The organism is Solwaraspora sp. WMMD406, from assembly GCF_029626025.1.
Lineage (GTDB): Bacteria > Actinomycetota > Actinomycetes > Mycobacteriales > Micromonosporaceae > Micromonospora_E.
The window spans coordinates 1,771,561-1,798,426 of the sequence record NZ_JARUBF010000001.1 but is presented as its reverse complement, the minus strand read 5'-3'; the positions used below and the strand labels follow the sequence as shown (position 1 = coordinate 1,798,426).

27 protein-coding genes are annotated in these 26,866 nt (G+C 69.0%); 12 read left to right on the top strand and 15 right to left on the bottom strand.

Annotated features, from left to right (window positions below; translation table 11 throughout):
• Positions 1–154 precede the first annotated feature (154 nt).
• From O7632_RS08235 to O7632_RS08225, 3 genes are all read right to left on the bottom strand, one after another.
• The gene (locus O7632_RS08235) at positions 155–2,338 is read right to left on the bottom strand and encodes a hypothetical protein (RefSeq protein WP_278112792.1); all 2,184 of its coding nucleotides are present in this window, start codon (positions 2,336–2,338) and stop codon (positions 155–157) included.
• Positions 2,335–2,628 (bottom strand): DivIVA domain-containing protein, encoded by a 294-nt coding sequence (locus O7632_RS08230; RefSeq protein WP_278119921.1) that lies wholly within the window; start codon positions 2,626–2,628, stop codon positions 2,335–2,337. Before O7632_RS08230 ends, O7632_RS08235 begins: the two co-directional genes overlap by 4 nt.
• Positions 2,629–2,949: 321 nt before the next feature.
• A complete protein-coding gene (locus tag O7632_RS08225; RefSeq protein WP_278112790.1) occupies positions 2,950–3,150 on the bottom strand; it encodes a hypothetical protein in 201 nt (66 codons plus the stop codon).
• A gap of 115 nt (positions 3,151–3,265) precedes the next feature.
• On the opposite strand from O7632_RS08225, the gene O7632_RS08220 reads away from it, so the two are divergent.
• On the top strand, positions 3,266–3,454 hold the full coding sequence (locus O7632_RS08220; RefSeq protein ID WP_278112788.1) for a hypothetical protein: 189 nt from the start codon (positions 3,266–3,268) through the stop codon (positions 3,452–3,454).
• Positions 3,455–3,604: 150 nt separating this feature from the next.
• On the top strand, positions 3,605–4,966 hold the full coding sequence (locus tag O7632_RS08215) for a hypothetical protein (RefSeq protein ID WP_278112786.1): 1,362 nt from the start codon (positions 3,605–3,607) through the stop codon (positions 4,964–4,966).
• Positions 4,967–4,988: 22 nt separating this feature from the next.
• Here the strand turns inward: O7632_RS08215 and O7632_RS08210 are convergent, their stop codons facing one another.
• Positions 4,989–5,465, bottom strand: a complete 477-nt coding sequence (locus O7632_RS08210) for a hypothetical protein (protein WP_278112784.1) — start codon at positions 5,463–5,465, stop codon at positions 4,989–4,991.
• A gap of 173 nt (positions 5,466–5,638) precedes the next feature.
• Positions 5,639–5,953 carry a hypothetical protein gene (locus O7632_RS08205; RefSeq protein WP_278112782.1) on the bottom strand — a complete coding sequence of 105 codons (315 nt, stop codon included), beginning with the start codon at positions 5,951–5,953 and terminating at the stop codon, positions 5,639–5,641.
• 3 nt (positions 5,954–5,956) lie between these two features.
• Between O7632_RS08205 and O7632_RS08200 the strand changes: the two genes are divergently transcribed.
• Positions 5,957–6,493, top strand: coding sequence for an ISAs1 family transposase (locus tag O7632_RS08200; protein ID WP_278112780.1), 537 nt, complete (start codon positions 5,957–5,959; stop codon positions 6,491–6,493).
• A gap of 511 nt (positions 6,494–7,004) precedes the next feature.
• Here the strand turns inward: O7632_RS08200 and O7632_RS08195 are convergent.
• Positions 7,005–8,894 (bottom strand): RHS repeat-associated core domain-containing protein, encoded by a 1,890-nt coding sequence (locus O7632_RS08195; protein ID WP_278112778.1) that lies wholly within the window; start codon positions 8,892–8,894, stop codon positions 7,005–7,007.
• A gap of 287 nt (positions 8,895–9,181) precedes the next feature.
• On the opposite strand from O7632_RS08195, the gene O7632_RS08190 reads away from it, so the two are divergent.
• On the top strand, positions 9,182–9,367 hold the full coding sequence (locus O7632_RS08190; RefSeq protein ID WP_278112776.1) for a hypothetical protein: 186 nt from the start codon (positions 9,182–9,184) through the stop codon (positions 9,365–9,367).
• A gap of 14 nt (positions 9,368–9,381) precedes the next feature.
• The gene (locus O7632_RS08185) at positions 9,382–10,023 is read left to right on the top strand and encodes a hypothetical protein (protein WP_278112774.1); all 642 of its coding nucleotides are present in this window, start codon (positions 9,382–9,384) and stop codon (positions 10,021–10,023) included.
• 59 nt (positions 10,024–10,082) lie between these two features.
• On the opposite strand, the gene O7632_RS08180 is transcribed toward O7632_RS08185, so the two are convergent.
• Positions 10,083–10,355: a hypothetical protein gene (locus O7632_RS08180; RefSeq protein WP_278112772.1), complete on the bottom strand. Its 273-nt coding sequence runs from the start codon at positions 10,353–10,355 to the stop codon at positions 10,083–10,085.
• 203 nt (positions 10,356–10,558) lie between these two features.
• Entirely contained in the window at positions 10,559–11,749 is a 1,191-nt protein-coding gene (locus O7632_RS08175) for an AAA family ATPase (protein ID WP_278112770.1), read from the bottom strand.
• 192 nt (positions 11,750–11,941) lie between these two features.
• On the opposite strand from O7632_RS08175, the gene O7632_RS08170 reads away from it, so the two are divergent.
• From O7632_RS08170 to O7632_RS08155, 4 genes are all read left to right on the top strand, one after another.
• Positions 11,942–13,270: a BTAD domain-containing putative transcriptional regulator gene (locus O7632_RS08170; protein WP_278112767.1), complete on the top strand. Its 1,329-nt coding sequence runs from the start codon at positions 11,942–11,944 to the stop codon at positions 13,268–13,270.
• A gap of 129 nt (positions 13,271–13,399) precedes the next feature.
• Positions 13,400–13,969 (top strand): hypothetical protein, encoded by a 570-nt coding sequence (locus tag O7632_RS08165; RefSeq protein WP_278112766.1) that lies wholly within the window; start codon positions 13,400–13,402, stop codon positions 13,967–13,969.
• A 376-nt stretch (positions 13,970–14,345) separates the two neighbouring features.
• Positions 14,346–16,193 (top strand): S8 family serine peptidase, encoded by a 1,848-nt coding sequence (locus tag O7632_RS08160; RefSeq protein WP_278112763.1) that lies wholly within the window; start codon positions 14,346–14,348, stop codon positions 16,191–16,193.
• A gap of 477 nt (positions 16,194–16,670) precedes the next feature.
• Complete coding sequence (locus O7632_RS08155) at positions 16,671–16,901, top strand: serine hydrolase (RefSeq protein WP_278112761.1); 231 nt, start codon at positions 16,671–16,673, stop codon at positions 16,899–16,901.
• A 145-nt stretch (positions 16,902–17,046) separates the two neighbouring features.
• On the opposite strand, the gene O7632_RS08150 is transcribed toward O7632_RS08155, so the two are convergent.
• A complete protein-coding gene (locus tag O7632_RS08150; RefSeq protein WP_278112759.1) occupies positions 17,047–17,460 on the bottom strand; it encodes a RidA family protein in 414 nt (137 codons plus the stop codon).
• A gap of 78 nt (positions 17,461–17,538) precedes the next feature.
• On the opposite strand from O7632_RS08150, the gene O7632_RS08145 reads away from it, so the two are divergent.
• Both O7632_RS08145 and O7632_RS08140 read left to right on the top strand, forming a co-directional pair.
• Positions 17,539–17,916 carry a helix-turn-helix domain-containing protein gene (locus O7632_RS08145; protein WP_278112757.1) on the top strand — a complete coding sequence of 126 codons (378 nt, stop codon included), beginning with the start codon at positions 17,539–17,541 and terminating at the stop codon, positions 17,914–17,916.
• A gap of 518 nt (positions 17,917–18,434) precedes the next feature.
• Positions 18,435–18,560 carry a hypothetical protein gene (locus O7632_RS08140; protein WP_278112755.1) on the top strand — a complete coding sequence of 42 codons (126 nt, stop codon included), beginning with the start codon at positions 18,435–18,437 and terminating at the stop codon, positions 18,558–18,560.
• 79 nt (positions 18,561–18,639) lie between these two features.
• Here O7632_RS08140 and O7632_RS08135 read toward each other — a convergent pair whose 3' ends face one another.
• Both O7632_RS08135 and O7632_RS08130 read right to left on the bottom strand, forming a co-directional pair.
• Positions 18,640–20,034 (bottom strand): cellulase family glycosylhydrolase, encoded by a 1,395-nt coding sequence (locus tag O7632_RS08135; protein ID WP_278112753.1) that lies wholly within the window; start codon positions 20,032–20,034, stop codon positions 18,640–18,642.
• A 213-nt stretch (positions 20,035–20,247) separates the two neighbouring features.
• A complete protein-coding gene (locus O7632_RS08130; protein WP_278112751.1) occupies positions 20,248–20,697 on the bottom strand; it encodes a substrate-binding domain-containing protein in 450 nt (149 codons plus the stop codon).
• Here O7632_RS08130 and O7632_RS08125 point away from each other — a divergent pair.
• Positions 20,696–21,478 (top strand): aspartate/glutamate racemase family protein, encoded by a 783-nt coding sequence (locus O7632_RS08125; protein ID WP_278112749.1) that lies wholly within the window; start codon positions 20,696–20,698, stop codon positions 21,476–21,478. The two genes, O7632_RS08130 and O7632_RS08125, sit on opposite strands and share 2 nt — an antisense overlap.
• A gap of 180 nt (positions 21,479–21,658) precedes the next feature.
• Here O7632_RS08125 and O7632_RS08120 read toward each other — a convergent pair whose 3' ends face one another.
• From O7632_RS08120 to O7632_RS08105, 4 genes are all read right to left on the bottom strand, one after another.
• Complete coding sequence (locus tag O7632_RS08120; RefSeq protein WP_278119920.1) at positions 21,659–22,792, bottom strand: IS701 family transposase; 1,134 nt, start codon at positions 22,790–22,792, stop codon at positions 21,659–21,661.
• A 174-nt stretch (positions 22,793–22,966) separates the two neighbouring features.
• Positions 22,967–24,889: a molecular chaperone HtpG gene (gene htpG, locus O7632_RS08115; RefSeq protein WP_278112747.1), complete on the bottom strand. Its 1,923-nt coding sequence runs from the start codon at positions 24,887–24,889 to the stop codon at positions 22,967–22,969.
• Entirely contained in the window at positions 24,886–26,052 is a 1,167-nt protein-coding gene (locus tag O7632_RS08110) for an ABC transporter ATP-binding protein (RefSeq protein WP_278112745.1), read from the bottom strand. Before O7632_RS08110 ends, htpG begins: the two co-directional genes overlap by 4 nt.
• Positions 26,049–26,774, bottom strand: coding sequence for an ABC transporter permease (locus O7632_RS08105; RefSeq protein ID WP_278119919.1), 726 nt, complete (start codon positions 26,772–26,774; stop codon positions 26,049–26,051). Before O7632_RS08105 ends, O7632_RS08110 begins: the two co-directional genes overlap by 4 nt.
• Positions 26,775–26,866 lie beyond the last annotated feature (92 nt).

Sequence of the window (26,866 nt, the reverse complement as noted above, 5' to 3'; positions counted from 1 at the left end):
CATTCCCGACACCGGTCGCCCCGGAGGCAATGCCTGTTCTACCGTGATCCCCGTACGGGATCATGATCCCGTACGGGGATCACGCGTGGAAGCAATACAGGTCGCCGGGCAGGCAGTGCGCTCAGTCCTACCGGAACATGAGCATTGCGGTCCGCTACCGGATGTGACGAACCCGTTCGACTGCTCGTGGCAGGTCGGCGGCGGCGACGACCCGGCGGGTGATCTCCGGGCCGTCGCGCAGGTACACGTCGCAGTGGGACGCGGCGAGGACAACGATCACCGTCTCGCCGGCGTAGTGCGCTGCGAGCAACGACAGCAACGGCACCAGACCGTCGGGTTCAGGGCCGTCGGGGGGCGGCGAAGGCACGTTCTGCGGTACGGCGATCGCGGTCGACGGATCGGCCGGCACCGCCGAGCGGGCGGAGCCGCACACGTACTCCATCGCGTGGGCGAGCGCGTGCCCGAGGCTGGACTGGTGCGGGTAGGCCCGCAGGCCGAGTGACGCTCCGGGCGCCGCGACGTACGCACCCCACGACACTCCCTGCGTCTGGTACGGCGTACCGGCGTGGTGCCGGTGGTCGGCGACGGTGACGATCAGCGCGAGCCCCAACCCGTAGGCGAGGGCGAGTACCCGCGCCAGCGGCGGCGCGTCCGGCGTCGCGGCGTGCAGCAGCACCCGGCCGCCGGGGCGTCCGTTGGCGACGTTCGCCAGGTACGCGGCGAACGGCTCCTGCCCGGGGTGGTCGAGGGTGACGTGGCCGTACCACAGCTCCTGCGTCAGCAGGCTTTCGTAGTCGTCGAGCGGCGCGAGCTGGTCCGGGCCGGTGATCGGCTGGCCGCGTACCGCCAGGTCGTCGAGGTGGGTGGCGAGCCGCAGCGGCGGCGGCACCTGGTGGATGGGTTTGCCGCCGGGCTGGCTGCCGATCCCCGGGGCGGCGGCAGCCTCGTCGAAGACAGCGGAATCGGGGACAGCCCAGTTGAGATGCCGCGCCCAGTGTCGTCCGTCGGTGACGGTGACGACGGCGCCGTACCGGATCTGCAGGGTGTCGCCGCAGCTGAAGCAGCGGCTGAGCCCGGCGGCGTACCGGCCGGCGCGCCCGGCCCCGCCGCAGTGGCGGCAGTCGGGGTCGGCGGTGGACGCGCCGATGGTGCAGACGCAGCGCCGCAACCCCTGCTCGGGTACGCAGTACGAGCAGGGTTCGGACGGGATCGGTGGCCCCTGCCAGCTGGGTGGCGGCGGCTGCCAGGCTCGGGCGAGCTTGTCGACCGTACGGCGGCGGATTTGTCCGGTGGCGCGTTCGGTGAGTTCCTCGACGACGGCGACCACCCGCAGGCTGGTGTGCCACCAGCGGCCGTCGCGCCAGATGGCGTGTGCGCCGGGGGTGGGCTCGCCGGTGCCGAGGGCGACGCAGTCGGCGATCATGCGGCGTTCGAGCTGGTCGAGGTCGGGTGTGGACGGCTCGGCCGGGGTGCTGGGGCGGCCGGGGCGCAGGTAGTGGGCGGGGGCGGCGCGGCTGCGGTCGGCGAGGCCGGTGGCGATGGTGGTGATGTCGGCGGCGACGATCGCCGCGTCCAGGGTGTCGCCGCTGCCGACGCCGCCGGCGAAGTCGTCGCCGACGGCGGTGTCGGGCAGTTCGAGGCGCAGCTGCCAGCGGTGCCGGTCGTCGCCGTACGGGTCGGGTCGGGCTTCGACGACCAGGTCGAGGCAGAGCAGTTCGGCGAGGGCGCAGAGTCGGCCCAGGTGGCGGGCCGGGTCGGGGCGCTGCGGCGAGGCGGCGTGGCCGAGCCAGATCCGCCACGGGTACGCGGCGCAGCCGGCGATCGCTTCGGCTTCCAGGGCGTACCGTCGCGCCTCCGGCAGGTCGGGTCGCCAGTCGCGGGGTAGCAGTAGTCCACCGAGGACGATGTCGCGGTCGGGCATTTCCGGGTCGTAGAGGTGTTCGACACCGGTTTGGCCGGCGAGGTCGGCCAGGACGGCGTCGAGGTCGAGTGACCAGCGGCCGTCGCGGTGCACTGGGTCGAGCGCGCCGGGCACGATGCTCACGGAGGCGACGGCGGCGGTGTCGGCGTTGGCGACGGTGTAGACGAGTTGGGCGCGGCGGCGGCCGAGTCCGGCGCAGCGGTCGCAGGTGGCACAGGTCGTGCCGGTGCCGAGACAGACCTGACAGTCGCGGTACGCCGTACCGCCGGGGTTGGGGTCGGCGGTGGTCGGCTGGTCGGCGTCGACGATCAGCTGGTCGCCGTACCAGGTGCAGGTGCACCGGTGGGAGGTGACGCCGCCGCCGTCGCAGGTGGCACAGTCGACGACGGCGACGTCGGGGTTGTCGGGCTCGGTCACCGGACGGCGGCCTGGTAGACCGGGGCCCGGTTGACCGGGACCTGGTTGATCGCGGCCTGGTTCATCGTGGCTTGGGCGCTCTGCCAGCGGCGCAACGCGTCCTTGATCCGGTCGTTCTGTTCCCAGGTGCGGTCGAGTTCGGCGTAGAGGACGCCGAGGTCGTGAGCGACGCGGTCGAGGAACGCGCCGACTTCGACCGGGTCGAGGCCCCGGGCCGTGACGCCGACCGGGCGGAACCGTTGGTTGCGCACCTGCCAGGGCCGGATCGGCCGGTACGCCGCCGAGCGCATGTTGGTGCCGGGCACCCGGTGGACGCCGGGGTTACTGCCGGCCGGCCATTGGCTGGGCGGGGTGGACGCCATCCGTCGGCGTCCCCAGCGGACCCGGATTCGTTGCCAGAGCGTACGCATGGGTGGTGCTCCTCCCCTGTGTCGCGTTGTCGTGGTCGTGGGTGGTGTGCCTGGTGTACGTGATGTGTCTGGTGGACGGGGGTGGCCCTGCCGGTTGCCGATTCGGCAGGGCCACCCCACGGACCCCAATCTCCGCAGCCTTCATCGGCGGTACGGCGACCAGGGCAACTCTTGGCTCCCTACGTGAGCTGCGGAGCTGGGTCAGACGTGGTCGCCGGAGTCGGGACGGTCGCCGATCGACCCGGTCGCGCTCGGAGCGGCGGTACGGGTGCCGGCGTCCGCGTCACTTGGTCGACCGTTCGGCGCGGTGGCGGGTACGGCGCTCGACCGCTGCGGGCCGGTCCCCGGCTCGTCCCAGTCCGACCCACACGACCGCCACCGGTCGTCATCCATCTGCGTCATGGTGGCTCCCCTCCTCCGAAGATGTGCGCGACTGAGAATCACCCATCCCCCTTACGAGTGTCAAGTGCGTCAAGTTGACGGGGCTGCTACTCGTAACCTCCGTACGTTCGTTGACATGCGGTTGGCCGGGATGTCCGAGATCCAGCAGATGCTGGGCGGCGTCTCCCGTCAGCGGGCATCCGAGATCGTCAACCGCCCGTCGTTCCCCGCGCCGCTCGACGTCCTCGCCACCGGCCGGATCTGGTCCCGCGAAGCCGTCGCCGAGTGGATCCGCATCCACCGGCCAACCCAACGCGAGGACTGAACCGCTTCTGCCTCACGAAGAGACAACTGGACGACGGCCCTCGACGGCACCGAGTGAACGCCCATGTGAATTTCGTACCCTCGTGCGGCCGTATGCAGCGCTGATGCCTGACCGGTACCGTCCAAGGTAGGTGCTTGGGAGGTGTGGTCCGTGAACGGATCGAACGATGCTCTGGCCTCGCTGATCACCGAGGCGGGCTTCTCGTGGGCCGGGCTGGCCCGACGGATCAACGGCCTCGGAGCGGACGAAGGGCTTGCCCTGCGCTACGACTACCCAGCGGTCCACCGCTGGGTGAAGCGCGGCGAGCGTCCGCGACCGCCGGTGCCGACGCTGCTGGCGCGGGCGCTCAGCGAAAGGCTGCGTCGCCGGGTCACCCCGTCAGACTTCGGCATGACCGACGAGGAGACCCTTGCCGCTCGCGGCTTGCAGTACGCCGACCATCCCCGTACCACGGTCGACACCATCATCGACCTGGGCAAGGCTGACGTCGCCCGCCGCAACATCGTCAAAGCGCCGTTCGTGCTCGCCGCGCTCGGCGCACCGAGCCGTGACTGGCTGCTCGCCACCCTCGACGAGACGTCGACCGAACGCGGGCCACGGCAGATCGGGATGCGACAGGTGGCCGGCATCCGGGAGATGTTCGCCCTCTTTCAGGAGCTGGACGTGATGCGCGGCGGCGGCCATGCCCGCACCGCCCTCGTCGAATACATGCAGAGCTACGTCCTGCCGCTGCTCAAACGAGAGCACGAACCGGACGTCCAGCAGGCGCTCTACGAGGCAGCCGCCGAGCAGTCGTACCTCGTCGGGTGGATGGCGTACGACGACGGCGAACACGGGCTCGCCCAGCGCTACCTCATCCAGGCGCTCTGGCTCGCTCAGGCGGCCAACCACGCCGCGCTCGGCGCGCACGTCCTCGCCGGCATGTCCGACCAGGCCAACCTGCTCGGCCACCCCCGCGAAGCACTGATGCTCGCCCGAGCCGGCCGCCGCGGTCTCGCCGACGGCGACTCCCCTGCCTGCCTCGCCGACCTCTACATCCTCGAAGCCCGCGCCCTCGCGGCACTCGGCGAATCAGCACCGGCAGCCGCCGCCGTGGCCAAGGCCGAACAGACCTTCGCCCGCGTCGACCACGACGACGAACCCGTCTGGGCCAAATTCATCGACACCCCGTACCTGTACGGCGAAGCCGCCCACTGCTTCCGTGACCTCGGGCAGCCCGACGAAACCGTACGCTTCGCCACCGAGTCCGCCGAAGGCGCCCGCCACCAGGGCCGCGCCCGCCGCGCCGCGCTCAGCCACGCCGCCCTGGCCACCGCCGACCTCGACCGCTCGGACGTCGAAGCCGCCGCTACCCGCGCCGCCCATGTTGTCGAGCTGGCCGCCTCCGTCAACTCGTCCCGCACCATCGGGACCGTCCGAGACCTGCAACACCGCCTGAAGCCGTACGCCACCCTTCCCGAGGTACGCCACTTCACCACCCGTGCCACCGAACTCCTCGGTCTCGCCGCCTGACGGATCCGGAGACGCAGAGCCGCTATCCAGGCTGCACTACCCTGCACTGGGATTCGAACCACGCTGTGGCCAGTTCGAAATCTGTGACAGCAGCATCCACGACGAACGCGTCGCCGTCTCCCCAGATATAGTCATACATGCGCCTGAGGGGTCGATCCTCTCCGTTGACGAGGTCGAGGATCGCTGTCTCGCCCTGCTGTCTGGCTAGATCCAGCAACCCATCAAGACAGTCCACAACAGCCCCGCCGCCTCCATGGTCTCCGCTGAGCTCGGCTATGCCTGCACGCGCGTTGGGGAAGTCGAGCAAGGCCACCGGGCCGCCATCTGGACCGACTGCCGATGCGCTACCGATCCTCTCGCGCAAAAGCTCGTATCCGGGAAATACGCAGAAATTGCCTGGCGATCCGCTCTCAGTTGCAACAATCAGCGCAGGAAAAGTCGGAAACAGAAGAACCAATCCGTCCTCACCGAGAAGAAAGCCACCCTCACCAGCAGCCACTTCACCCAGATCCCAAAGCCACGGCTTCCCGGAAGGACGACTTGCAGGGGCCAGATCTTGGTCTCTCCAAAGATCTCATTCAGAGCCTGGCCGATCCGTACAGAAGACACCGTCACGTAAGCCTTTCCGGGTAGCAGGCCCGCGCAATATCGCTTGACAACGAGGTCATCCACTCAGCCATCAGCTTCCTCATCCTTGTAGAGCTTCCGTTGAAGGATAACGTTGGGGATACCGGCACAAGCAGAGACAAAAGCCGCCCAGTGAATCGACCACAACCCCAAGAATGCCCCCAATCCAGAAGCTAGCCAAACGGCAATAGCGAACAGATAGAAGAATTGGTACTTGTCAAGCCGTACCAATCTCACCACGACCTCCACTCGACCTTCTTCGCCACCCGACATCAGCACCCGAGAATCCCATGCCTTTACCAATCCCGATCCACCCGCACAACGTCCATTGCCGAGTACCTGGCCGCCGCCGGCGGACATCTGATGGTCACCGTAAAAGCCAACCAGCCGACCACGTTCGCCCAGCTCAAAGCTGTTCCCTGGGCGCAGGTCCCGGTCGGAGCCCGAACCCGCGACACCGGACACGGCCGCACGGAGACCCGCACCGTCAAAGCCGTCACCGTGACGACCCCCGGCGGGCTCGGCTTCCCCCACGCCCAGCAGGCCGTCCGGATCACCCGTACCCGCACGGTCAAGGGCAGGACCACCCGCGAAACGGCGTACCTGACCGTGTCCCTGCCCGCCGGAGCGGCCCAACCCGCCGACCTCGGCACCTGGGCACGAGCCCAGTGGCATATCGAGAACCGCCTGCACTACGTCCGCGATGTCGCGTTACGTGAGGACGCGCATCAAGCCCGGACCGGCAACGGACCCGCCGTCTTCGCCACACTCCGCAACACCGCGGTCGGCTACCACCGCAGCAGCGGCGAACCCAACATCGCCCGCGCCACCCGACGCGCGAACCGACGCTCCACAGACCTCATCGACGCCGTGACCAGGAGTTACCGGACTACGCAATAGCCCTGACCGACTCCGGAAGTCCGCGGCGATCCGGCCACCTCTCGTCATCAGAAATTGCAACCCGTATTTACTCGTTAGAGCTCCTGTGGTACGGCAAGTAGGAACGTTCACTCCGTTTTGCACCCACACATAGACCTTGTTGGGTAACGAACTTTAGCTCATTATCCCCTAATCCGACGTAAGCAACCGCCCGACAATAGTCCCCACCTCGACTCCATAACTTCTCCCGGACCGCGCCACAGAACAGACTTTCAAGCACGCCCCAGCAAGTCTCGATCACCTCCGCAGAATCCGAAGACGAGAAGTGTGCAACCGAGAAGGCACCGAACTCGACAGTCAACTCGTCATCACTCTGCAAGTGCACAATAAACGGGCATGCACTATCAGCTTTCGGAGTCACGCGTACCTGAGAATCCAATCCGACCCCGGCGACTTCAACGCTTGCCGACTCGCCGACAAATTGCCTGACGCGATCACCGAGAACAACCAACGACTCCCGCAACCCACTCATCTAAAACCAGTCCCAATGAATCCGAGGAAAATTCCGATGAAACCAATTCTTTTGCCGATACTTGGGATATCCCGTATGCAACCCAAACTTGAACTTCTTCTCGGACGCCTTCCAAGTCCAGCCCACCCGAACCGGTCCCCGATTGAACCAGCCCTTCCTACCAGCCTTCGCACTACCGTAGAAGACACTCTTCTTACCATAAACCGATCTACCTGCCCACTTCGCACCGCGCCAGGCCTGTTTTCCGGTCCACACCGCTGCCCGTTTGCACCAATTCCGACCGAGTTTGCAGGCGGCTGCCGCTCCGCGTATCACCAGGCTGACCCATTTGCCGTCGAGGTCTTCCTTGTTGAGCGGGTCGGCGCAAGTGTACTCGTAGGCGTTGCAGCTGCCGCCGTACACGGGGTCGGTGGTGAGGAAGCGGCCGGTGGTGGTGTTGTAGAGGCGGACGCCCATCAGGATCAGCCCGGTGGCGGGGTCGGCCGCTCGTTGCTTCGCGCCCAGCCAGCCGTAGCGTTCGCCGCCGATCGCGTCGGGGTTGCGAGGGGTGCCGTACTCACTGGCGTCGGTGGTGGCCGACAGACCGGCGTCGTCGGGGAGGATGGTGGCGACCAGGTCGCCGTGCAGGTTGGCCAACCGCCACGTCACCTGCCCGTTGTCACTGCTCCAGACGCCACCCATCCCCGACACACCGGCAACGATCCGGGTCCAGGTGTCGACGTTCTCCTGCGTCCAGGCCGGATTGTCACCATCGTCGTCGTAGTGATGCACCGTCGTCACCGGCGTGCCGTCAGCGGTGTCGGTGAACGACCGCACCCGTTCGCCGGTGACATCCAAGGCGTAGTCCACCGTGCGGCCCGCCTGCGTGATCGTGTCGACCAGGTCGGTCACGTGGTAGCCGACCGTGGCGTTGCCAGCGGTCGGGGTGGCGGTGTCGGCAGCCGGTACCGTCGTCGTGCGCCCGAGCGCGTCATACACCGTGCCAGCAGTCGTGATCCGGTCCGCCGCGTCATACGAGTGGGTGATGGTGGAGGTGGCGGTGCCGGTCTGGCAGGTGCCGTCACCAGCCGGGGCGTACTCGACCAGACTCGTCCGGTTGCTGCTGGCCGAGAAGGCGTAGGCACGGGTCGTGCACTGGCCGCCGATGGTGTCCTCGACCGTCGTCAACCGACCCGACGGATCATAGGTGTAGGTCTGCTCGGCCAGGGTCGACGCGTGCTGCCGCCACTGACCATGCACCGACTCGGACACCGACCCACTGTAGAGAGTGCAGTCCGACGCACCACAACCCGGCCGGTCGTAGGTGATGCCGACGCTCGTCCCGGTCTCGTCGTAGGAATGGGCGATCGTGATCCCCGACGGCCAGCTCTCCGTGACTAGGTTGCCGTCGACGTCGTACCCACCGGTGAACACCCCGGCCTGGGTGTCGTCGACCGACGTCAACAGACCACGCCGCTCGGTACCGCCGTCGTAGGTGTAGGTCCGGGTCGCCTTACCATCCGAACTCGTCGCCGTCCGCCCCAACAGGTCGTACGTCGTCGTCGACACGTTGCCGTCCGCATCGGTGTACGACGTCTGCCGACCCAACGTGTCAAAGGTACGGACCACCTCGGCGGTGACCGTCCCACCCACCACCGACTGGGTCCGCAGGTGCCGGCCGGTCGCCGCGTCGTACACGTTGCGGGTGACCGGCACCGCCGCACCCAGCCCGGACGCGGCGGTGATCGCCACCTCGTACACCCGGCCCGCCGGGTCGTAGCTGGTGGTCGTCGTCCGCAACGTGCCGGCGCTGGTCTTCTCCACCACCGTACGCGGCTGGTTGAACATGTCGTACGTGGTGACCGTGACCGGCAACTCCAGCCCGGAGCCGGCCTGCCCGCCCGGCTGCACACGGCACGGCAGGTTCGCCCACTCCGGCCGCAGATCACACTCCGAATGGCCGCGCGCTCCTGCGTCAGGACTGGGAAACCTACGATTCGTTCACCGAGAAGTTCCAGAGCGAGGGCAAGGGCACTCCAGTCGCCATCATCGGATACAGCTTCTTCGTCGCTGTCCAGCGACGCTTCGGGGATAGCAGAGACCCGCGCGAGGTCATCCGGTTTGTCGCGGATGCCCGCGCCCGACTCCTCGAAGGCCGAGAGCTACCCGCCAAAGAGGGGGAAGCGCTCATCTACGCGATGCTGGACATGGACCTGCCTGACGTCGAGGAGATCGTCGACAACCTCGACATCGGGGTCATGGCCGAAATCCAAGGACAGCTCCTGTTCAGGCTCGTCGAGGACGCGGAGCTGACCGACGAGCAGCTGGACGAGCTCCTCCTGGAAGCCGAGGGCCTGCTCCGCGAGGCTCACCCCGTCGAGTAGCAGCGAGGCACGTCATGCAGCGTCGGTCGGCAGCGATCGTCTGGGTGGTCGTGGTGGTGCTCGTCATGGCCGGCGGGCTCACCGGGTGGCGGTGGTGGCACCAGCGGTCGCCGTACGGCCCGGAGGTGTTGGTCGCGACCGCGACCCTGCGTCTGGTCGACCAAGCGACGGCGGACGCCGCTTTCGACGGCCAGCAGCTGGAACTCTCCGGCGACGGCGCCCAGGTCTTCCTCGGCCAGGTCGCCTGGACACCCCCGCCGCAGGCGAAACCCGGGACCATGCTCATGATCGTGGTGCTCGACAAACGCAGCCAACTCATGCCAGGCCTGATCAGCGCCACATCCGACCGGCCGGACCGGGTCGGGGCGGGCTTTGACGGCGTCCTGAACGCCGTCGAGCAACAGCACCCCTGGCTGTACGGCATCGGAGCACGTGAGATCAACGGCGGGCTCCACAGCGCCGGCAGCGTCGTCACCGTGTCGTCGTTGGACGCAACACCGGTGACGTTCTCCTTCGTCCTGCATCCGGCACGTCCGGAGACACCGCCGGAGTTCGCGGTAGCGTCCGCTCCCGCCGCCGTCGACGATCTGATGGTCGCCCTGATCAGCGTCGGCCCGGACCGACAGGTCTACTGGGCGCAACGGCTGTTGCACTGACTCCGGCTGAACCGGCATTGGATCGGCTTGGTCGAGGCGTCCTTCCCGTTCAAGCTCGGTCAGTTGAGCAGCATGGTCAGATCCCGCCAGAGTTTGTCGAACGATGGTGAGTGCTCGCGGGCCATCGCCAGGTCGAAGGCGGCAGCCAGCGCCGCTTGGTCGCTCGCCGGCTTGTAGGCGCGACCGTCGACCCGGTTGGCACTTAGCCAACCTTTGCAGTCCCGAGGCCCCTCCGGGTCGGCAGGCCGGTGCAGCGGATCCGCCAGCCCACGCCGACCGGCCAGCGACGGTGCCGCCGCCAGGAACCACGGCGGACGGGCCGACCTGCTCAACCAGGGTGGCGACCGCCGTTTCCACTCCCCCGTCGCGCAGCAGCGTGCACCGCGCAACCCGGTGCGGACGCGGCGAGTCGACGTACAGCTGGGGGTTGATGTGCTCCGCCAGCCGGCGCAGCAGCACCGGCATCGCTGCGACCTCACCCTGACCCTCGACCACCGTGGCGATGCGGACCAGGGTCATGCACCTCGCTCCTTCGTCAATGCTCCGGCGCTGGATCGCCCACCTGGGCGGGCAGCATCTGCCCACTGCGGTGCAGTTCGCTGAGGGTCATCAGCTCTTTGTCCACGATGGCGCGGCCAGCGGCGTCGATCTCTCCGACGTACGTTACGCCGTCCACGTTGGCGACCGCACGAACGTGTTCCAGTCTCACGTATTCGTTGTCCAGCAACTCCGAACTCTGGCTGGTGACGATCACCTGAGTGCGCTGCGCGGCGTCGTCCAGCGCCTCATACATCGCGCCCACGCCGGCCGGATGCAGCGCCGTCTCCGGCTCCTCGATGCCGACCAACGGGATCCGCCCGATGAACGCCGCCGGCTGGAACAACGCCGTCAGCACCCCGGCCGCGAGCAGCGTCCCCTCCGACAACGACTCCCGCAGGAAGACCTCCTCGCCGCCACCCGCCCCGGACCGGAACCGGGCCTGCACCGTCGAGTAGTTGCCCTCGACCCGCTCATCCACTCCGAGCGCGTTCGGCACCAGCGCCCCGAGATAGCTGTCCAGCCGTTCCTTGCCGATCGGGTCCTCGCGGCCCAGTGCACCCAGCACCGAGCCGAGGAAATGGCCAGTCGTGCCGAGCTGCCCACCGGGCAGCAACTGCTTGTCCAGCGCCCGCAGTGCGGTCGAATCCAGCTCGTAGAAGGCCATCGCCCGCAGCCGGGTCTCCAGCACCCCTTGCGGATCGTCCTCGCGGATCACCGACGCCGGCAGCCGCAGCCGCATGCTGCGATCGGTGCCCGGGTCCAGCGGCAGCCGCAGCTCACCGGCCGGCAGCCCGATCGTGGCGGCCTCACCGCGCACCAGCAGCGGCAGCTCACCCTGCGGGTCCCGCGCGACCTCGAAGCCGTACGTCGCCGGGATCGGCTCCTTTCCCACCTGTCGGGGCGGCAACGCCAGGTCGAGCCGGATCTCGAACGACTCCACGGTGCCGTCCGGCCCCCGGTGCAGCAGCGCGCCGAGTCCGCCCCGGTCGGTCACCGCCTGCGCCACCGAACCGCGCAACGCGTCCGCCACAAACCGGAGTACGTCGAGGAAGTTCGACTTCCCGGATGCGTTGAACCCCAGCAGTACGGTCAGCGGCCCGAGTGTCACCTCGCAGCCGGCGATCGACCGGAAGCCACGCACGCGCACCCGCCGGACGAACGGCACCGTCAGATCAGGTGCGCTCATCGGGGACTCCCTTCACAACCAACGTCGGTCCCGCAGCGTCCGGATGGGCTACATGTTCACACCTACAGTTTCGACCCTACCGGTGGTGCGGTGCCGACCCCGGCAGCCGTGGCCGGCATCTACGCGGTGTGACGCTGGCACCGATGCCTCCGGACCGGCATCGGATCGGCCCGGTCAAGGCGTTCTTCCCGTATGGAGTTCAGGCTGCTCGGGAACTTCGAAGCCGTACGGGACGGTAAGCCGGTGCTGGTGGGGCGTCGCCGGCAGGAACGGCTCCTGCTCGCCATCCTGCTGTTGGGTGCCGGCCGTACGGTGACCGTCGACCGGCTCGCTGACCTGCTGTGGGACGGGACGCCGCCGGCGACCGCGCGAGGCACCCTGCACACGTACGTCGGCCGGCTGCGCGCGGCTCTTTCGCCGTACGGCGTGGACATCGCGACGAAGGCCGGCGGCTATGCGGTGCCGGCCGCGCGGGTCGACGCGGCCCGCTTCACCGACCTGGCCGGCGAGGCCGCCGACACGTCCGATCCGGCGCAGCGGGTACGTCTCTGCAGCGCCGCTCTCGCCTTGTGGCGCGGGCCGGTCCTCGCCGACCTGGTCGACGAGCCGTTGCGGGAGCGGCTCGGCGGGCCGCTGCGGGACCTGCGGCTCACCACCGCCGAGGCGTGCGCCGTGGCCCTGCTCGACATGGGCCACCACGACCGGGTCGTCCGCGAGCTTGCCGACCTGGCCGAGGAGCATCCGGGCCGGGAAGGGCTGGTCGCGGCGGTGATGACCGCCCTGTACCGGTCGGCCCGTCAGGCAGACGCGCTGCGGCTGTACGACCGTGCCCGCAAGGCACTCGCCGACGAGCTCGGCGTCGAACCCGGCCCGGAACTGGAAACCGTGTACCAGCGGATCCTCGCCGGAGACCCGCGTCTGGAGCGGCCGGCCGCGCCGGTGTACGCGGTCCGGGTGCGCGATCACTGGCTGCCGTGGAGTGTGGGCGGCCATCCGGCGTTGGAGTTGTGCAACACGTACGCGGGTTGGGGTGGTGAGCGACTGCCCGGCGCGGACTGGCTGCGCGGCTATTCCTCCCTCGCCGTCTGGGCCGGCCACCAGGGTCTGCTCGACGACGACGCCGTCAGCCGGCTGCTCGCCGCCGCCGGCCGTGACCCGCTCGGCGCGGCGGCGGTGCTCGACGAGGCCCGCCACCTGCGGGACCGGCTCTACGCCTGCCTCACCGACCCGGCGAACTCCCGGGCCTTCGCGGCCGTCGCCCGGCATGTCGAGGCGGCCGCCCGGGACGCGGTGTTCCGCTGCGGGCCCGACGGGCTGGGCCGTTGGCATCCGTCGGGTGGGGCGGGGCTTCGGGCGCCGCTACACGCTGCCGCCCGCAGCGCCGGCGAGCTGCTCGCCGATCCGCGCCGGCTGACCGTGGCCGCCTGTCCCGGCCCGCACTGCGGCTGGCTGTTCCTCGACCGCAGTGGACAGCGCCGATTCTGTAGCATCGCCACCTGCGGCCACGCGGATGCCGGGTGAGCTACCGGCAGCGCGGCCGACGGAAGCGCGGCCGACGGAAGCGCGGCCGACGCAAGCCAGCAGCCGGCAGCCGGCAGCAGCCATGATCGTGGTGAGGCGATGGTCAGGGCAGCCGCTGACACTCGGTCCATGCGTAAATTCACTTCCTTCGCGGTAGCCACCGCCACTGCCGTGCTCCTCGCCGCCGTACCCGCCTCGGCGGCCGTCGACGAAGGGGGGCGTCCCGCCGCTGTCGACGGAGTCAGCCGGCCCGCCCCCGACAATGACTGGGTGCCGGTGCCGTCGGCACCGTTCGAACAGCCGGCCGGCATCACCTGCGACTTTCCGGTCCGAGGCGAGCCCGTGCTGGACCGAGTGGTGAAGCTGGTCCTGGCCCGCTATCCGGACGGCTCGGTGAAGCGTGAGATGTACACCGGGGCGCTCCTCTACCGGGTCACCAACATGACGACCGGGGCGTCGGTCGAGGTGGACATCAGCGGCAGCTCGGTGTTGGACATCCGGCCGGGCGGGTCGTACGGCAGTAACGTCACCTGGCGTGTCTGGGGGCCGATCCTGCTGGGCATGCATCAGGGGAAGAGCAACTATCCGGCCGGCATGTACGTCCCGAACGGGATCTACACGGTCAAGGTCAGCGAGTCGGGGTACCGCAAGCTGACGTTCACCGTCGGCGGGGCACGCAACCTCTGCGACGAGCTGTAGAGCGGTGAGCGGGTTCCACGTGAGGCGTTCGACACGGTGAGAGCAATCACGCAGGCAACGTTTTCACCGCTCCGCGAACAACTCCTGGTCAGGCCCAATCCTTAACATAGTTCATTCATGTTCCAACGATTTCGAGGTATTGGCCGATGCCGACGTCCGTGCTCCAATGGCAATCGACGGGGCCGCGCGCTCTGTCCGGCTGCAGTGTCCGGCGACCCCGGCACCTGAGGAGCCGGACCAGCCGTCCAGTTCACCGGCAGCCCATGCCGGCATCCGCGATCGACGCCCCTCGGCAACCCCGCCGACACCTACGTTTCACCAGGTGAACGGCGGGGTCCGGACGGGCGTCGCAGTGCCCAGGAGGCCAGTCTCTCCTATGTCCACACCGTACCGATCCCGCCGTCTCGCGATCGCGACGGCCGCAGCGTCCGCCATTGTGGTGGCGCTCGGCGCCACTCCGGCACTCGCCCAGCCATCGGCGACGCTCGCTCCCCTGCTGCCTGCGGAAAATGGCGTACCGAATGGCGGTTACCTGGTCATTCTCAAAGACCAACCGATCGTCGGCGGCGCGGCCAACGATCCCGTCGCGGTCGCCGAGCGTACTGGCGGACGCGACGTCCACCGCTACGAAATAGTGTTGCGGGGATTCTCGGCGAAGCTCGATTCGCGCGCCCTCGACGCGGTGCGCGCCAATCCGAACGTGGAATACGTCCGCGCCGACGCCCTGGTCCAAGCCGTCGAGGCCGTTCCGACCAGCGGCGGTGCCACCACCCAGCCCAATCCTCCGTCGTGGGGCCTGGACCGGGTGGATCAGCGAAACCTCCCACTGGACCAGTCGTTCAGCTACGACACCGACGGCACCGGGACCACCGTCTACGTGTTGGACAGCGGAATCCGTACGTCGCACGACGACTTCGGCACCCGCGCGCAGTGGGCCTACAACGCGGTGAACGACAGCAACAGTCCGGGCGACTGCCACGGACACGGTACGCACGTCTCCGGCACCATCGGCGGTGAGACGTACGGCGTCGCCAAGGACGTCCAGCTCCGCGACGTACGGGTGTTGAACTGCAGCAATGGTGGCACCAACGCGGACCTGATCGAAGGCATGGACTGGGTGGCGGCCAACGCCGGCCCGCGCTCGGTGGCGAACCTCAGCCTGCAGAACTACGGCAGCGAGGTGAACGTCGCCGCCGAGAACATGATCGACGCCGGGGTGTTGGCGGTGTTCGCCGCCGGTAACAACAGCGGCGACGCCTGCAACAACAACCCCCGGTCGCCGAACGGCGTCGTGGTGGGCGCGACGACCATCACCGACGCCCGCTGGTCCAGCTCCAACTTCGGTACCTGCATCGACATCTTCGCTCCCGGCAACGACATCACCTCGGCCGGCAACAGCAGCGACACCGCCGTCGCCTCCGGCTGGTCGGGCACCTCGATGGCCGCGCCGCACGTGGCGGGTTGGGTGGCCCGCTACTGGGAGGCCAACCCGACCGCGACGATCGCCCAGGCCAAGGCGGCGCTGCTGAGCACCGCGACCACCAATGTGCTGACCGGCATCGGCACCGGGTCACCCAACCGTCTGCTGTACGCCGATCCGGGCGGCACGGTCACCGACACCGTCGCGCCGTCGACTCCCGGCACCCCGGTCGCCTCCAACGTCACCGCCACCTCGGCCACGCTGACCTGGACGGCGTCCACCGACAACGTCGGCGTGACCGGCTACGACATCCAGCGGTCCACCGGCGGGGGCACCTTCACGGTGATCGGCACCTCGACGACGAACTCGTACGCCGCGACCGGGCTGACCGCCGGGACCAGCTACCAGTTCCGGGTACGGGCGAAGGACGCCGCGACGAACGTGTCGCCGTACTCGTCGGCGGTCACCGTCGTGACGCCGACGTCGTCCGGCGGCTGCGACGTCGCGTACTCGATCTACAGCGGTGGCTCCACCTTTAGCACCAACATCGTCATCACCAACACCGGCACCAGCACGATCAACGGCTGGACCCTGGCCTTCACCTTGCCCAGCGGGCAGACGTTCGGCAGCGGCTGGTCGGCCACCTACGGCACGAGCGGCCAGAACGTCACCGCGACCGCGCTGTCGTGGAACTCGACGCTGGTGCCGACCGGTACGGCGACCATCGGGTTCAGCGGCACCGGTTCTGGCACCGCCGAACCGACCGCGTTCACCCTGAACGGGGCATCCTGCACCGTCTCGTGACCATGAGGTCGTGAGACCACACCTGAGAAGTGCGACTCCCGTACGTCACCCTGACGGGTCGGCGTACGGGAGCCTCGCCCTGCCGGTTCGATGCCGGTTCGATGCCGGCTCGATGCCGGCTCGATGCCGGCTCGCCGTCGACGGTGCTACCCGCGTCGGCAGCCGACCTCCTACCAAGGTCGTAAGTCGAATGTGGTCCTGCGCCAGATGGCCCGGCCGCGCCGCCGCAGCAGGCTGATGCCATCGACTTCAACGACGCAGCACCGCCGACCGGCTTCCGGTCGTACCCGCACCCGCCCGCCCGCCGGCTGCGGCGCCTCGGGGTCGCCCTGGACCACGCTGACGTGACCGCCTGGCTCGACGAGACGCTGCCGGCCGCGTCGCGTGACAATGGCATCGCCGGAGCGACGGTCGCCGTCGTCGACGACGGCATGGTCGTCACCACCCGGGGGTACGGCGACGCCGACACCGGTGCCGGTGGCTCTGCCGCCGTACCGGTCGACCCGGAGCGGCACCTGTTCCGATTTCGTCCTGCCGCGCCGCTTCGACGAGCCGATCACCTCGCGGCATCTGCTGACCCACACCGCCGGCTTCGAGGAGCGCATCGGCGGCCTGATCGGCGCGGAGGGCAGCACCGCCGACCTGCGCAAGGCCCTGGTCACCGACCCGCCGGAGCAGATTTACCGGTCGGGCACCATGCCGGCCTAATCCAACTACGGCAACTCGCTCGCCGGATACGGCCCCGGGGTTCGGGACCGGCTGCAGACGCCGGCTGCAGACGGTGGTGTGGGCGTACCAGAACGGTCTGGTTCCGCGCTGGCACCGGCATCCAGGCAAGGCGCTGCCGCCCGGATCAGTCGAGAACGGCGTCGGCTTCGATCTCGACGCGCACGTCCGGTGCGTACAACACGTCGACGCCGATCAGCGACGACGGCGGGAACGGTTGTGGGAGTCCGACCTCGTCGGCCACCCTGGCCACGCCGGCCATGAAGTCGTCCATTTGGTCCGGGGTCCAGTCGGTGACATAGAACCGCAGTCGGACGACGTCGGCGAAGCTCGCACTGGCACCGGCCAGACCACGAGCGGTGTTGCGCAGCGCCTGCGCTACCTGGTCGGCGAGCTCGTCGGCGGCTCCGACCGGCTTTCCGTCGGCGTCGCGCCCGACCTGGCCGGCGACCTGTACGTGGCGGGTGCCGGTGGCGACCGACACATGGTGGTACGGGACGGGCTGAGCCATGCCCTCCGGGGACAGCAGCTGCACACTCACGGGTGGTTCCCTTCGTCGACCAATCGGTATCTGATATATACCTGGTATCCAAAGGGAACCTCAACGATACTAGGGGTCATGCCGGGAACCACCCCCACGCACACTGACTCCCCACTCAGCGCCGAGCAGCGGGAACTGCTCGACCAGGTGCTCGACAAATGGTCACTGCGGGTCCTCGAGACGCTGTGCGAGCGTCCGCTGCGCTTCAACGATCTCCGGCGGGAGATCCCGGTGATCACCCAGAAGTCGCTGACCGCGACCCTGCGGCGGCTCGAACGCAACGGGATGGTCGAACGGGTCGTCACCGGCACCCGCCCCCTCGCAGTCGAATACCGGGTCGCCCCGCTAGGCAAGACCCTGCGGGATCTCGTCGATGCCCTGTTCGGCTGGACCGCCGCCAACTACGCCGAGGTCGAACGCGCCCGGCGACGCTTCGACGACGAGACGACGCGGTAGAACTGGCTGCCAGCGCCGCCCACCGGAGGGCACCACCGCGTCGGCCGTGCCCGGGATGCCGGCCTCGACCAGCCGCCGCATCCGGTCCGTCGTCTGGCGGTAGCGCCGCGCCGCCTCGGTGTCCGCCGCTGTCTGTCCGGTCGACACCAGCGACAACGCCAAGACCTCGGGTTGGCGGCCCTCGGCATGCGCGGCGACCAGCGGGTCGTGGCCGTCGAGCAAGACGAAGCTGTCCAGTCCGCTGATCCACCACAGCAGGCGACACCGCCTGGCCCGGAGCGAGCCGGCTGATCACCCAGCGTCCGCCGTGCAGCGGACCGCATCCGCTGTCGCCCGGGGCGGTAGCGAAGTGGTGTGCCCACCGGGCGTGGCAGGCGCCACCGTCGGTACGCGGCCCGACCGAAGCGCCACCGTCGGTACGCGGCCCGACCGAGCGGGCCCACGCGGCCCGGACCGGCGGCACCGGCGCGACGAACCGGCCGGTCCGCGCAGGCCTCGGACAGCTGACCAGCCCTCGGGTGCCGTGGCAGTTCGCCAAGACCACCCACGCGCCGATTCAGAAGTGGTATCTGCGCCAGGTCCGCCGCGACGGCCGGGCGTTGGCGAACGTGGTGGTGTCCGAACTGACCGCCCTCGGCGGGTGAACTCGGCGGCGTCCTTTCCCGCCCCCGCGTCGCCACCTGAGCCGGCCGGCCCCGGTTTACCGGGGCCGGCCGGCTCAGGTCAGCTCGCGACGCAGGTCAGGCTCGGGGAACTGTTGCCGCCGTTCCACGAACCGAGGAAACCGAACGTCGTGCTGGCACCGGCGGCGAGACTGCCGTTGTAGCCGACGTTGCGGGCGGTGACGTTTGATCCGCTGCTGGTGACGGTGGCGTTCCATGCCTGGTTGACGGTCTGTCCGTTGGCGAACGTCCAGGTCACCGTCCAGCTGGTGATCGCGGCGCTGCCGGCGGTGACCCGTACGTCACCTTGGAAGCCGCCCGGCCACTGGCCGAGAACCCGGTAGTCGGCGGTGCAGGTCCGGTCGCCCGGCGGGGCCGTCGTCGGCGGAGCCGTCGTCGGCGGAGCGGTGGTCGGTGGAGCCGTCGTCGGTGGAGCCGTCGTCGGTGGAGCCGTCGTCGGCGGAGCGGTGGTCGGTGGCGTACCGCTGAAGACGCTGGCCTCCACGGCGGTGGCCGCGATGCCGTTCGGGCCGTGGAAGATCCGCTCCCCCCAGGTGGTCATCTGGTCGGGATCGAAGTCGAGCACCATGTCGAGGATCGGATCGGTGTTGCCGCTCCACGACCAGCCCAAGTAGCCCATGCCCCGGGCCTGCGCCTCGGCCAGGATCGTGTCGTGGTCCACCTCGCCGGAGTTGAACCGCCAGCCGAACTCGCCGATCACCAACGGCCATCCGTTGGCCTCGAAGTCGTCGAGGTAGCTGACGATCGACGAGGCGCTGCTGTAGACGGAGTACATATGGATCGACAGCACGGTGTTGCCGTGGCTGTCGGCGTCGAGCACCGTCTGGGCGTCCGCCCGCATGACGTTCTGCCAGTCCTGGCCCCAGTTGGGCGCGTCGATCATCAGCAGGTGATCGAAGCCGTTGTCGCGCATCCGCTGGATCGCGTTCACGGTGGCCGCGGTCCACTGGCCGGCGTTCACGTTGCCGATCGGCTCGTTGCCGATGTTGATCACGACGTAGTTCTCCTCGCCGACCAGAGCGCTCTTCTGGCTGATCCAGTAGTCGACGGCCTGGTCGAGGGAGGCGGCGGCGCCTTCCTCGCCGTACCCGGTGGTGTCGTGCACTTCGAGTACGCAGATCATCCGGTTCTGCTTGCACAGGCTGATCACGTCGGCGACGTCGGTGGACGGACCCCACCGTTGCCCGCTGCCGAGCACCACTCGAACGGTGTTGGCACCGAGCGCCTTGATGTCGGCGAAGGAGTCGGTCTCACCGGTGTACCAGACGTGCGGATGGTTGACGCCGCGCATGATGAACGGCTGGCCGTTGGCCTCGACGATGTCGGTGCCGCTGATGTGCAGGCCGACCGCCGCGTCGGCGGGTCGGACGATGAGCAGGAACGACGCGGCAAAGGTGAGCAGGGCGGCGCCGAGGACGAGAAGTCTCTTCTTCATGACCTACCTTGGTGGTGGGGCCCGGACGGTGTCCGGGCGGTATCGCGCCTGCCCTGGCGTACGGCCGGGTCGGCCCCTACGCGGCGCGATTGTGACGTTGTAAGACGCGAGTACGAGGACCGGCTCGGCGCTCGATCGAATGTCAACAAGCTACGTCGGCACCAGCCGCCACGCAATAGGGCAGCGTCGATGCGTTTCGACGACGCCGGTGATTCATCGCGGGGACCGGCCGCCGTCCCACGGCCGTGCGGTCGAGGAACGGACCACCAGCGACGGCCGCAGCCGGACCTCCCGGTGCGCGTGGTCCGGACCGCCCTCGGCCAGCAACAGTTCGGCGGCCACCCGGCCCAACTGGTACTTGGGCTGACGCGCCGTGGTGAGCGCCGGCGCCAACCAGCGGGCGAAGGACAGGTCGTCGTAACCGACCACGGAGATCTCCGTCGGGACCCGCACGTCGGCCGCCGCCAGACCGTCCAGCAGACCCAGCGCGGCCAGATCGTTGTGACAGACGCCGGCCGCAGCGACAATACGTCCACATAGGCGCGCATCGACGTACGTTACATAGTAGATGGTCGATGGATCGTCGGTCTCGCCGTCGCCGGACGGGTGATCTGGCCGGGGAGGCGCGGCCGGGGAGGCGCCGAGGTGGCACGATGGCCGCATGTTGACGATCGGCCTGATCGGCGGGATGAGCTGGGAAAGCAGCGCCCACTACTACCGGCTCGCCAACGAGTTGGTCCGCGACCGGCTCGGCGGCCACCACTCGGCGCGGTGTCTGCTCTACTCGGTCGACTTCGCCGACATCGAACGGCTTCAGTCGGCTGGCGAGTGGGACGAGGCCGGGCGGGTGCTCGCCGACGCCGCCCGTCGGGTCGAGGCCGCCGGCGCCGACCTGCTGTTGCTCTGCACCAACACCATGCACAAGGTGGCCGACCGGGTCGCCGACGCGGTACGCATCCCGCTGCTACACATCGTCGACGTCACCGCCGCCACCGTACGCCGCCACGGCCTGCACACGGTCGGGCTGCTCGGTACCGCGTTCACCATGGAGCAGGACTTCCTGCGCGACCGGCTGGCCGGTCACGGGCTGACCGTGCTGGTGCCGGGCGCGGAGGACCGCAAGATGATCCACTCGGTGATCTACGACGAGCTCTGCCTCGGGGTGGTCAGCGAGGCCTCCCGTACGGCCTATCTGCGGGTGATCGACCGGCTCATCGCCGCCGGGGCGCAGGGCGTGATCCTGGGCTGTACCGAGATAGAACTGCTGATCACCCAGGACGACACCCCGGTGCTGCTCTTTCCCACCACGCGGCTACACGTGACCGCCGCCGTCGACCAGGCGATCACCGCCGACCAGCTGGTCACCACCGACCAGCCGGTCACCGCCGACCAGTTGGTCACCATCGACCAGCCGATCACCACCGACCAGCCGGTCACCGCCTAGTACTGCAACGGCGGGTCGTGACTTATGGCGGTTCGAGTCGTTTGCGGTAGTGGGAGGCTTTCGCTTGAGCTTGCCTACGGCGGCGCCAGGTTGACCAGTGCAGCACGTGATCAGCTGCGGTACGCCCGATGAGGACGAGGTGGGCGAACAGGCGGCGGACCTCGTTGCTGCTCAGCGGGATCAGGCTGCGCTCGCTTGGGGTGGTGCCCCCTTTGCGGCCTCGGCGGCGCGGGTGACGACGAGGAACGCGGCGGCGGCCATCGCGAGGGTGATGTGGGCGTACCAGGCGTCGTAGCGGCGGACCTGGTACTGGTCCAGGCCGACCTCGTTCTTCGCGGTCTGGAACGACTCCTCCACCGACCAGCGACTGCCGGCGACCCGCACCAACTCACGCAGTCGGGTGCCGCGTCGGCCGAAGCAGACGTAGTAGGCGATCTCGCCAGGGTCGCTGATCGAGCGTCGGGCGAGGACCCAGCCGCGGCGGCCGTGGGCGAAGGTGCGCCGGATCGGTACCCGGGCCCAGTCGTAGCGGCGTGGCCCGCGCGCGCCATCACCGCACGACAGGCGCTGCCACGCGCCCGCACGCACCCTCGCGACCAGCTCATCGACACGCAGGGTGGTGCGCAGTCCGGAGGGCACCTCGTCGTCACAGCGGGTGGCCATCACATAGGCGATGTCCTGATCCTCCAGCCAGCCCCGCAGGCCCGGGTTCTGCCCGTAGGCCTCGTCCGCCGTGAACCACGAGAACGGCACCCGCGCCTCGATCGCCCGCTCCACCATGGCCTGTGCCTGCTGCGGCTTCGTGGCGAACCCCACCTCTTCCGGGATCGCCGCCGCCCGGCACCGGTCCCGGTCATCGGTCCACGACTTCGGCAGGTACAACTCCCGGTCGATCAACGCCCGACCCCGCGCCGTGGCGTAGCACAGGAACGTGCCGATCTGACAGTTCTCGGTCTTGCCCGCCGTGCCCGAGTACTGCCTCTGGACTCCCGCCGAGGCGCGGCCCTTCTTGATGAACCCGGTCTCATCGGCGACAAGCACCCCGGCCGGATCGCCGATCCGCTCCACGACGTAGTCGCGCACGTCATCGCGGACCGCGTCCCGGTCCCACGCCGCGCTGCACAACATGCCCTGCAACCCGTCCGGCGACACATGCCCAGCCTGCTCCGCGAGAGTCCACCCGTTCCGCCGCTCCAACGGCGCCAACAACCCCCGCACATACGCCCACGCCCGCCGCCGGGGCTCCACCCGCTCAAACCGATGTGCGAACCGGAAGAACAACTCCTCCAACCCGGCATCCCACGACCCGACCACCTGCGCATCCACCACAGTCAACCAACGAACGATCAGCAGCCGAAGCAACGACCCGCCGTTGCAGTACTAGCCGGCCGCCAGGGCAGAGACCATCATCGACAGCTGATCCCTCGGAGAAAGCAGATCTCCTCCGAGGGATCAGGGCCCGCCGACCGGCGGGAGTCGCCGGTGCCGTCAGACCGTACGGGCCAGGCGGTCGGCGAGCAGCTTGGCGAACCGGGCCGGGTCGTCCAGCTCGCCACCTTCGGCGAGCAGCGCGGTGCCGTACAGTAGCTCGGCGGTCTCGGCCAGCACCGGGTCGTCGGCCCGGGCACCGTACGCCTCCCGCAGCCCGGACACCAGCGGGTGCGTCGGGTTCAGCTCCAGGATCCGCTTGATCTTCGGCCCGTCCTGGCCCATCGCCCGGTACATCCGCTCCAGCGCCGGCGTCATGTCACCCGCGTCGCCCACCAGGCAGGCCGGCGAGGTGGTCAGCCGGGTGGAGAGCCGGACCTCCTTGACCTGTTCGTCGAGGGTCTTGCCGAGCCAGGTCAGCAGCGGGGCGTACTGCTCCTTCTGCTGGTCCCGCTCGGGGTCGGACGCGGCGTCGTCGTCGGCGGCGTCGAGGTCGACCTGGCCCTTGGCGATCGACCGCAGCTTCTTGCCGTCGTAGTCGGCGACCGATTCGACCCACATCTCGTCGACCGGGTCAGTGAGCAGCAGCACCTCGTAGCCCTTGGCCTTGAACGCCTCCATGTGCGGCGAGTTCTCGATCATCGTGCGGGACTCGCCGGTCATGTAGTAGATGTCCTCCTGGCCATCCTTCATCCGCTCGATGTACCCGGCCAGGGTGGTCAACTGTTCCGCGTCGTGGGTCGAGGCGAACGACGAGATGTCCAGAATCGCCCGCTGGTTGTCGAAGTCGTTGAGCAGACCCTCCTTGACCGCCCGGCCGAGCTGGGTCCAGAAGGTGCGGTAGCGGTCCGCGTCGTTGTCCATCAGCTCCTTGAGCGACGAGAGCACCTTCTTGACCAGCCGGCGGCGGATCAACTGGATCTGCCGGTCCTGCTGCAGGATCTCCCGGCTGATGTTCAGCGACAGGTCCTGCGCGTCGACGACACCCTTGACGAACCGCAGATACTCGGGGATCAGCGCTTCGCAGTCGTCCATGATGAACACGCGCTTGACGTACAGCTGCACGCCGCGCTTCGAGTCCCGCATGAACAGGTCGTACGGCGCCTGCGCCGGCACGAACAGCAACGCTTCGTACTCGAAGGTGCCTTCGGCCTTCATGTGGATGATGTCGAGCGGGTCGTTCCAGTCGTGGCTGACGTGCTTGTAGAACTCCTTGTATTCGTCGTCGGAGACCTCCGAGCGCGGCCGCGCCCACAGCGCCTTCATCGAGTTGAGGGTGGCGACCTCGCTGACCGTTTCACCTTCTTCGCCCTCGGCCGTACCGGGGCGTTCGGTGGTCATCCGGATCGGCCAGGCGATGAAGTCCGAGTACCGCTTGACGATTTCCTTGATTTTCCACTCGTCGGTGTAGTCGAAGAGCTGGTCCTCGGCGTCCGCCGGCTTGAGGTGCAGCGTCACCGTGGTGCCCTGTGGCGCTTCGTCGACCGGTTCGATGGTGTAGGTGCCCTCGCCGGCCGACTCCCACCGGGTCGCCTCGGTCTCGCCGGCCCGGCGGGTCAGCAGGGTGACCCGGTCGGCGACCATGAAGGTGGCGTAGAAACCGACACCGAACTGCCCGATCAGTTCCTGTGACGCGGTGTCCTTGGCCTCCTTGAGCTTGCGCAGCAGCTCGGCGGTGCCCGACTTGGCGATGGTCCCGATCAACGTGACCACCTCGTCGCGGGACATCCCGATCCCGTTGTCCCGTACCGTCAGGGTGCGCTGCTCGCGATCGACCTCGATCTCGATGTGCAGGTCGGAGGCGTCGACCTCAAGATCCTTGTCGATCAATGCCTGCAACCGCAGCTTGTCCAACGCGTCGGAGGCGTTCGAGATCAACTCCCGCAGGAAAATGTCCTTGTTCGAGTAGATCGAGTGGACCATCAACTGCAAGAGCTGACGCGCCTCGGCCTGGAACTCACGCGTCTCGACCCCGGTGCTCAATTGGGTTCCCTCCCTGGAGACGAACTGCCGTCGGAAGTCGACCTTCCACCGAGAATCGTACGGTCCGGGTCGGCGGGGTACACCGCGGTCTCGCTGGCTTTGAGACTCGCCCAGAGTCGCTGGCCGGGACGCAGCCCCAGATGGGCCGCCGCCGCCGTGGTCAGGTCGACACCGACCGACAGCGGTCCGGCCAGCTCCACCCGTAGCCGGTCGCCGTTGGGGGCCACCCCGACGACCGTGGCCGGCCAGGTGTTGCGCGGGCTGCCGTCCGGCCGACGCCGGTAGAGCGCGACCGCCGACGGCGCGAACGCGACGAACACCTCGCCCCGCTGCGGCTCGGCCGCAACCAGGGTGAACCCACCGGGCAGGGTGACGCTCGCCCCGTCGGCCCGCCCCCGGTAGAGGTTGAGCCCGACCAGCCGGGCCACGTACTCGGTACGGGGGCGGGCGGTGACGGTCGCCGCGTCGCCGGCCTGCACCAGCATGCCGTCCTCGATGATGACCAGCCGGTCGGCGAGCACCATCGCGTCCAGCGGGTCGTGGCTGACCAGCACGGTGACCCCGGTGTGGGCGGCGAGATGCCGACGCAGGTCGGCCCGGGTGTCCTGGCGGGTCCGGGCGTCCAGCGCGGCGAGCGGTTCGTCGAGCAACAGCAACCGTGGCCGTACGGCGAGCGCGCGAGCCAACGCCACCCGCTGCGCCTGCCCACCGGACAGTTCCCGGGGTCGCCGCCGGGCGTACCCGGCCAGCCCGACCCGGTCCAGCCAGCGGGCCGCTTCGTCGCGGGCGGCCCGCCGGGGTGTGCCGTGGCTACGGGGTCCGAACGCCACGTTGTCCAGTGCGCTCAGGTGCGGAAAGAGCAGGTGGTCCTGGAAGACGACGCCGACGCCGCGCCGGGCCGGCGGCACCAGCACCCGCCGGGCCGGCTCGTCCCACGGGACGCCGCCGACGCGCAGGTGACCGGCGTGCAACGGCTGCAGCCCGGCCAGCGCCCGCAGCGCGGTGGTCTTCCCCGCACCGTTGGGGCCGAGCAACGCCACCACCTCGCCGGGCACGGCGGTCAGCCGCAGGTCGAGGGTGAATCCGTCGCGTTCGACGACCAGGTGGGCGTCCAGCCGCCCGTCGGGCGACGACACCGGTGACGGTGCCGCGTCGAGCGTCACCGCAGCCCACCGACCCAGCGGTCCCGCAGGCCGGCCAGGATCACCACGGAGACGACCAGCAGCAGCACGCTGAGCACGATCGCCGCTTCCAGGTCCTGTTCCAGGGCGAGGTAGACGGCCAGCGGCATGGTCTGGGTACGGCCGGGGAAGTTACCGGCGAACGTGATGGTGGCGCCGAACTCGCCGAGCGCCCGCGCCCAGCAGAGCACCGAGCCGGCGGCGACACCCGGTGCGACGATCGGCAGGGTGACCCGGCGGAAAATGGTCCACCGGCTGGCGCCGAGGGTGGCGGCGGCTTCCTCGTAGCGCGGGTCGGCCCCGCGCAGGGCGCCCTCGACCGCGATGATCAGGAACGGCATGGCGACGAACGCCTCGGCCAGGACCACGGCGGCGGTGGTGAACGGCAGGGTGACACCGAAGGTGTCGTCGAGCCAGCCGCCGACCAGTCCGCGCCGGCCGTAGACGAGCAGCAGCGCGAGACCTCCGACCACCGGCGGCAGCACCAGCGGTACGGTGACCAGCGCGCGGATCGCTCCTCGCCCCGGGAAGCGGGTACGGGCCAGCAGCCAGGCCAGCGGCACGCCGAGCAGCAGACACAATCCGGTGGCGGCGGTGGCGGTCAGCAGCGACAGCCGCAGCGCGTCGAGGACCCCGGGCGCGGTCAGGCGCTGCGGCAGTTCGGTCCAGGGCGTTCGCAGCAGCAGGCCGGCCAGCGGCAGCATCAGAAAGGTCAACCCGGCCAGGGCGGGCAGGACGAGGAAGACCGGCAGCGGGCTGCCGGTACGTCGGCGGTCGCGCCGGCTCACGGGAGCTG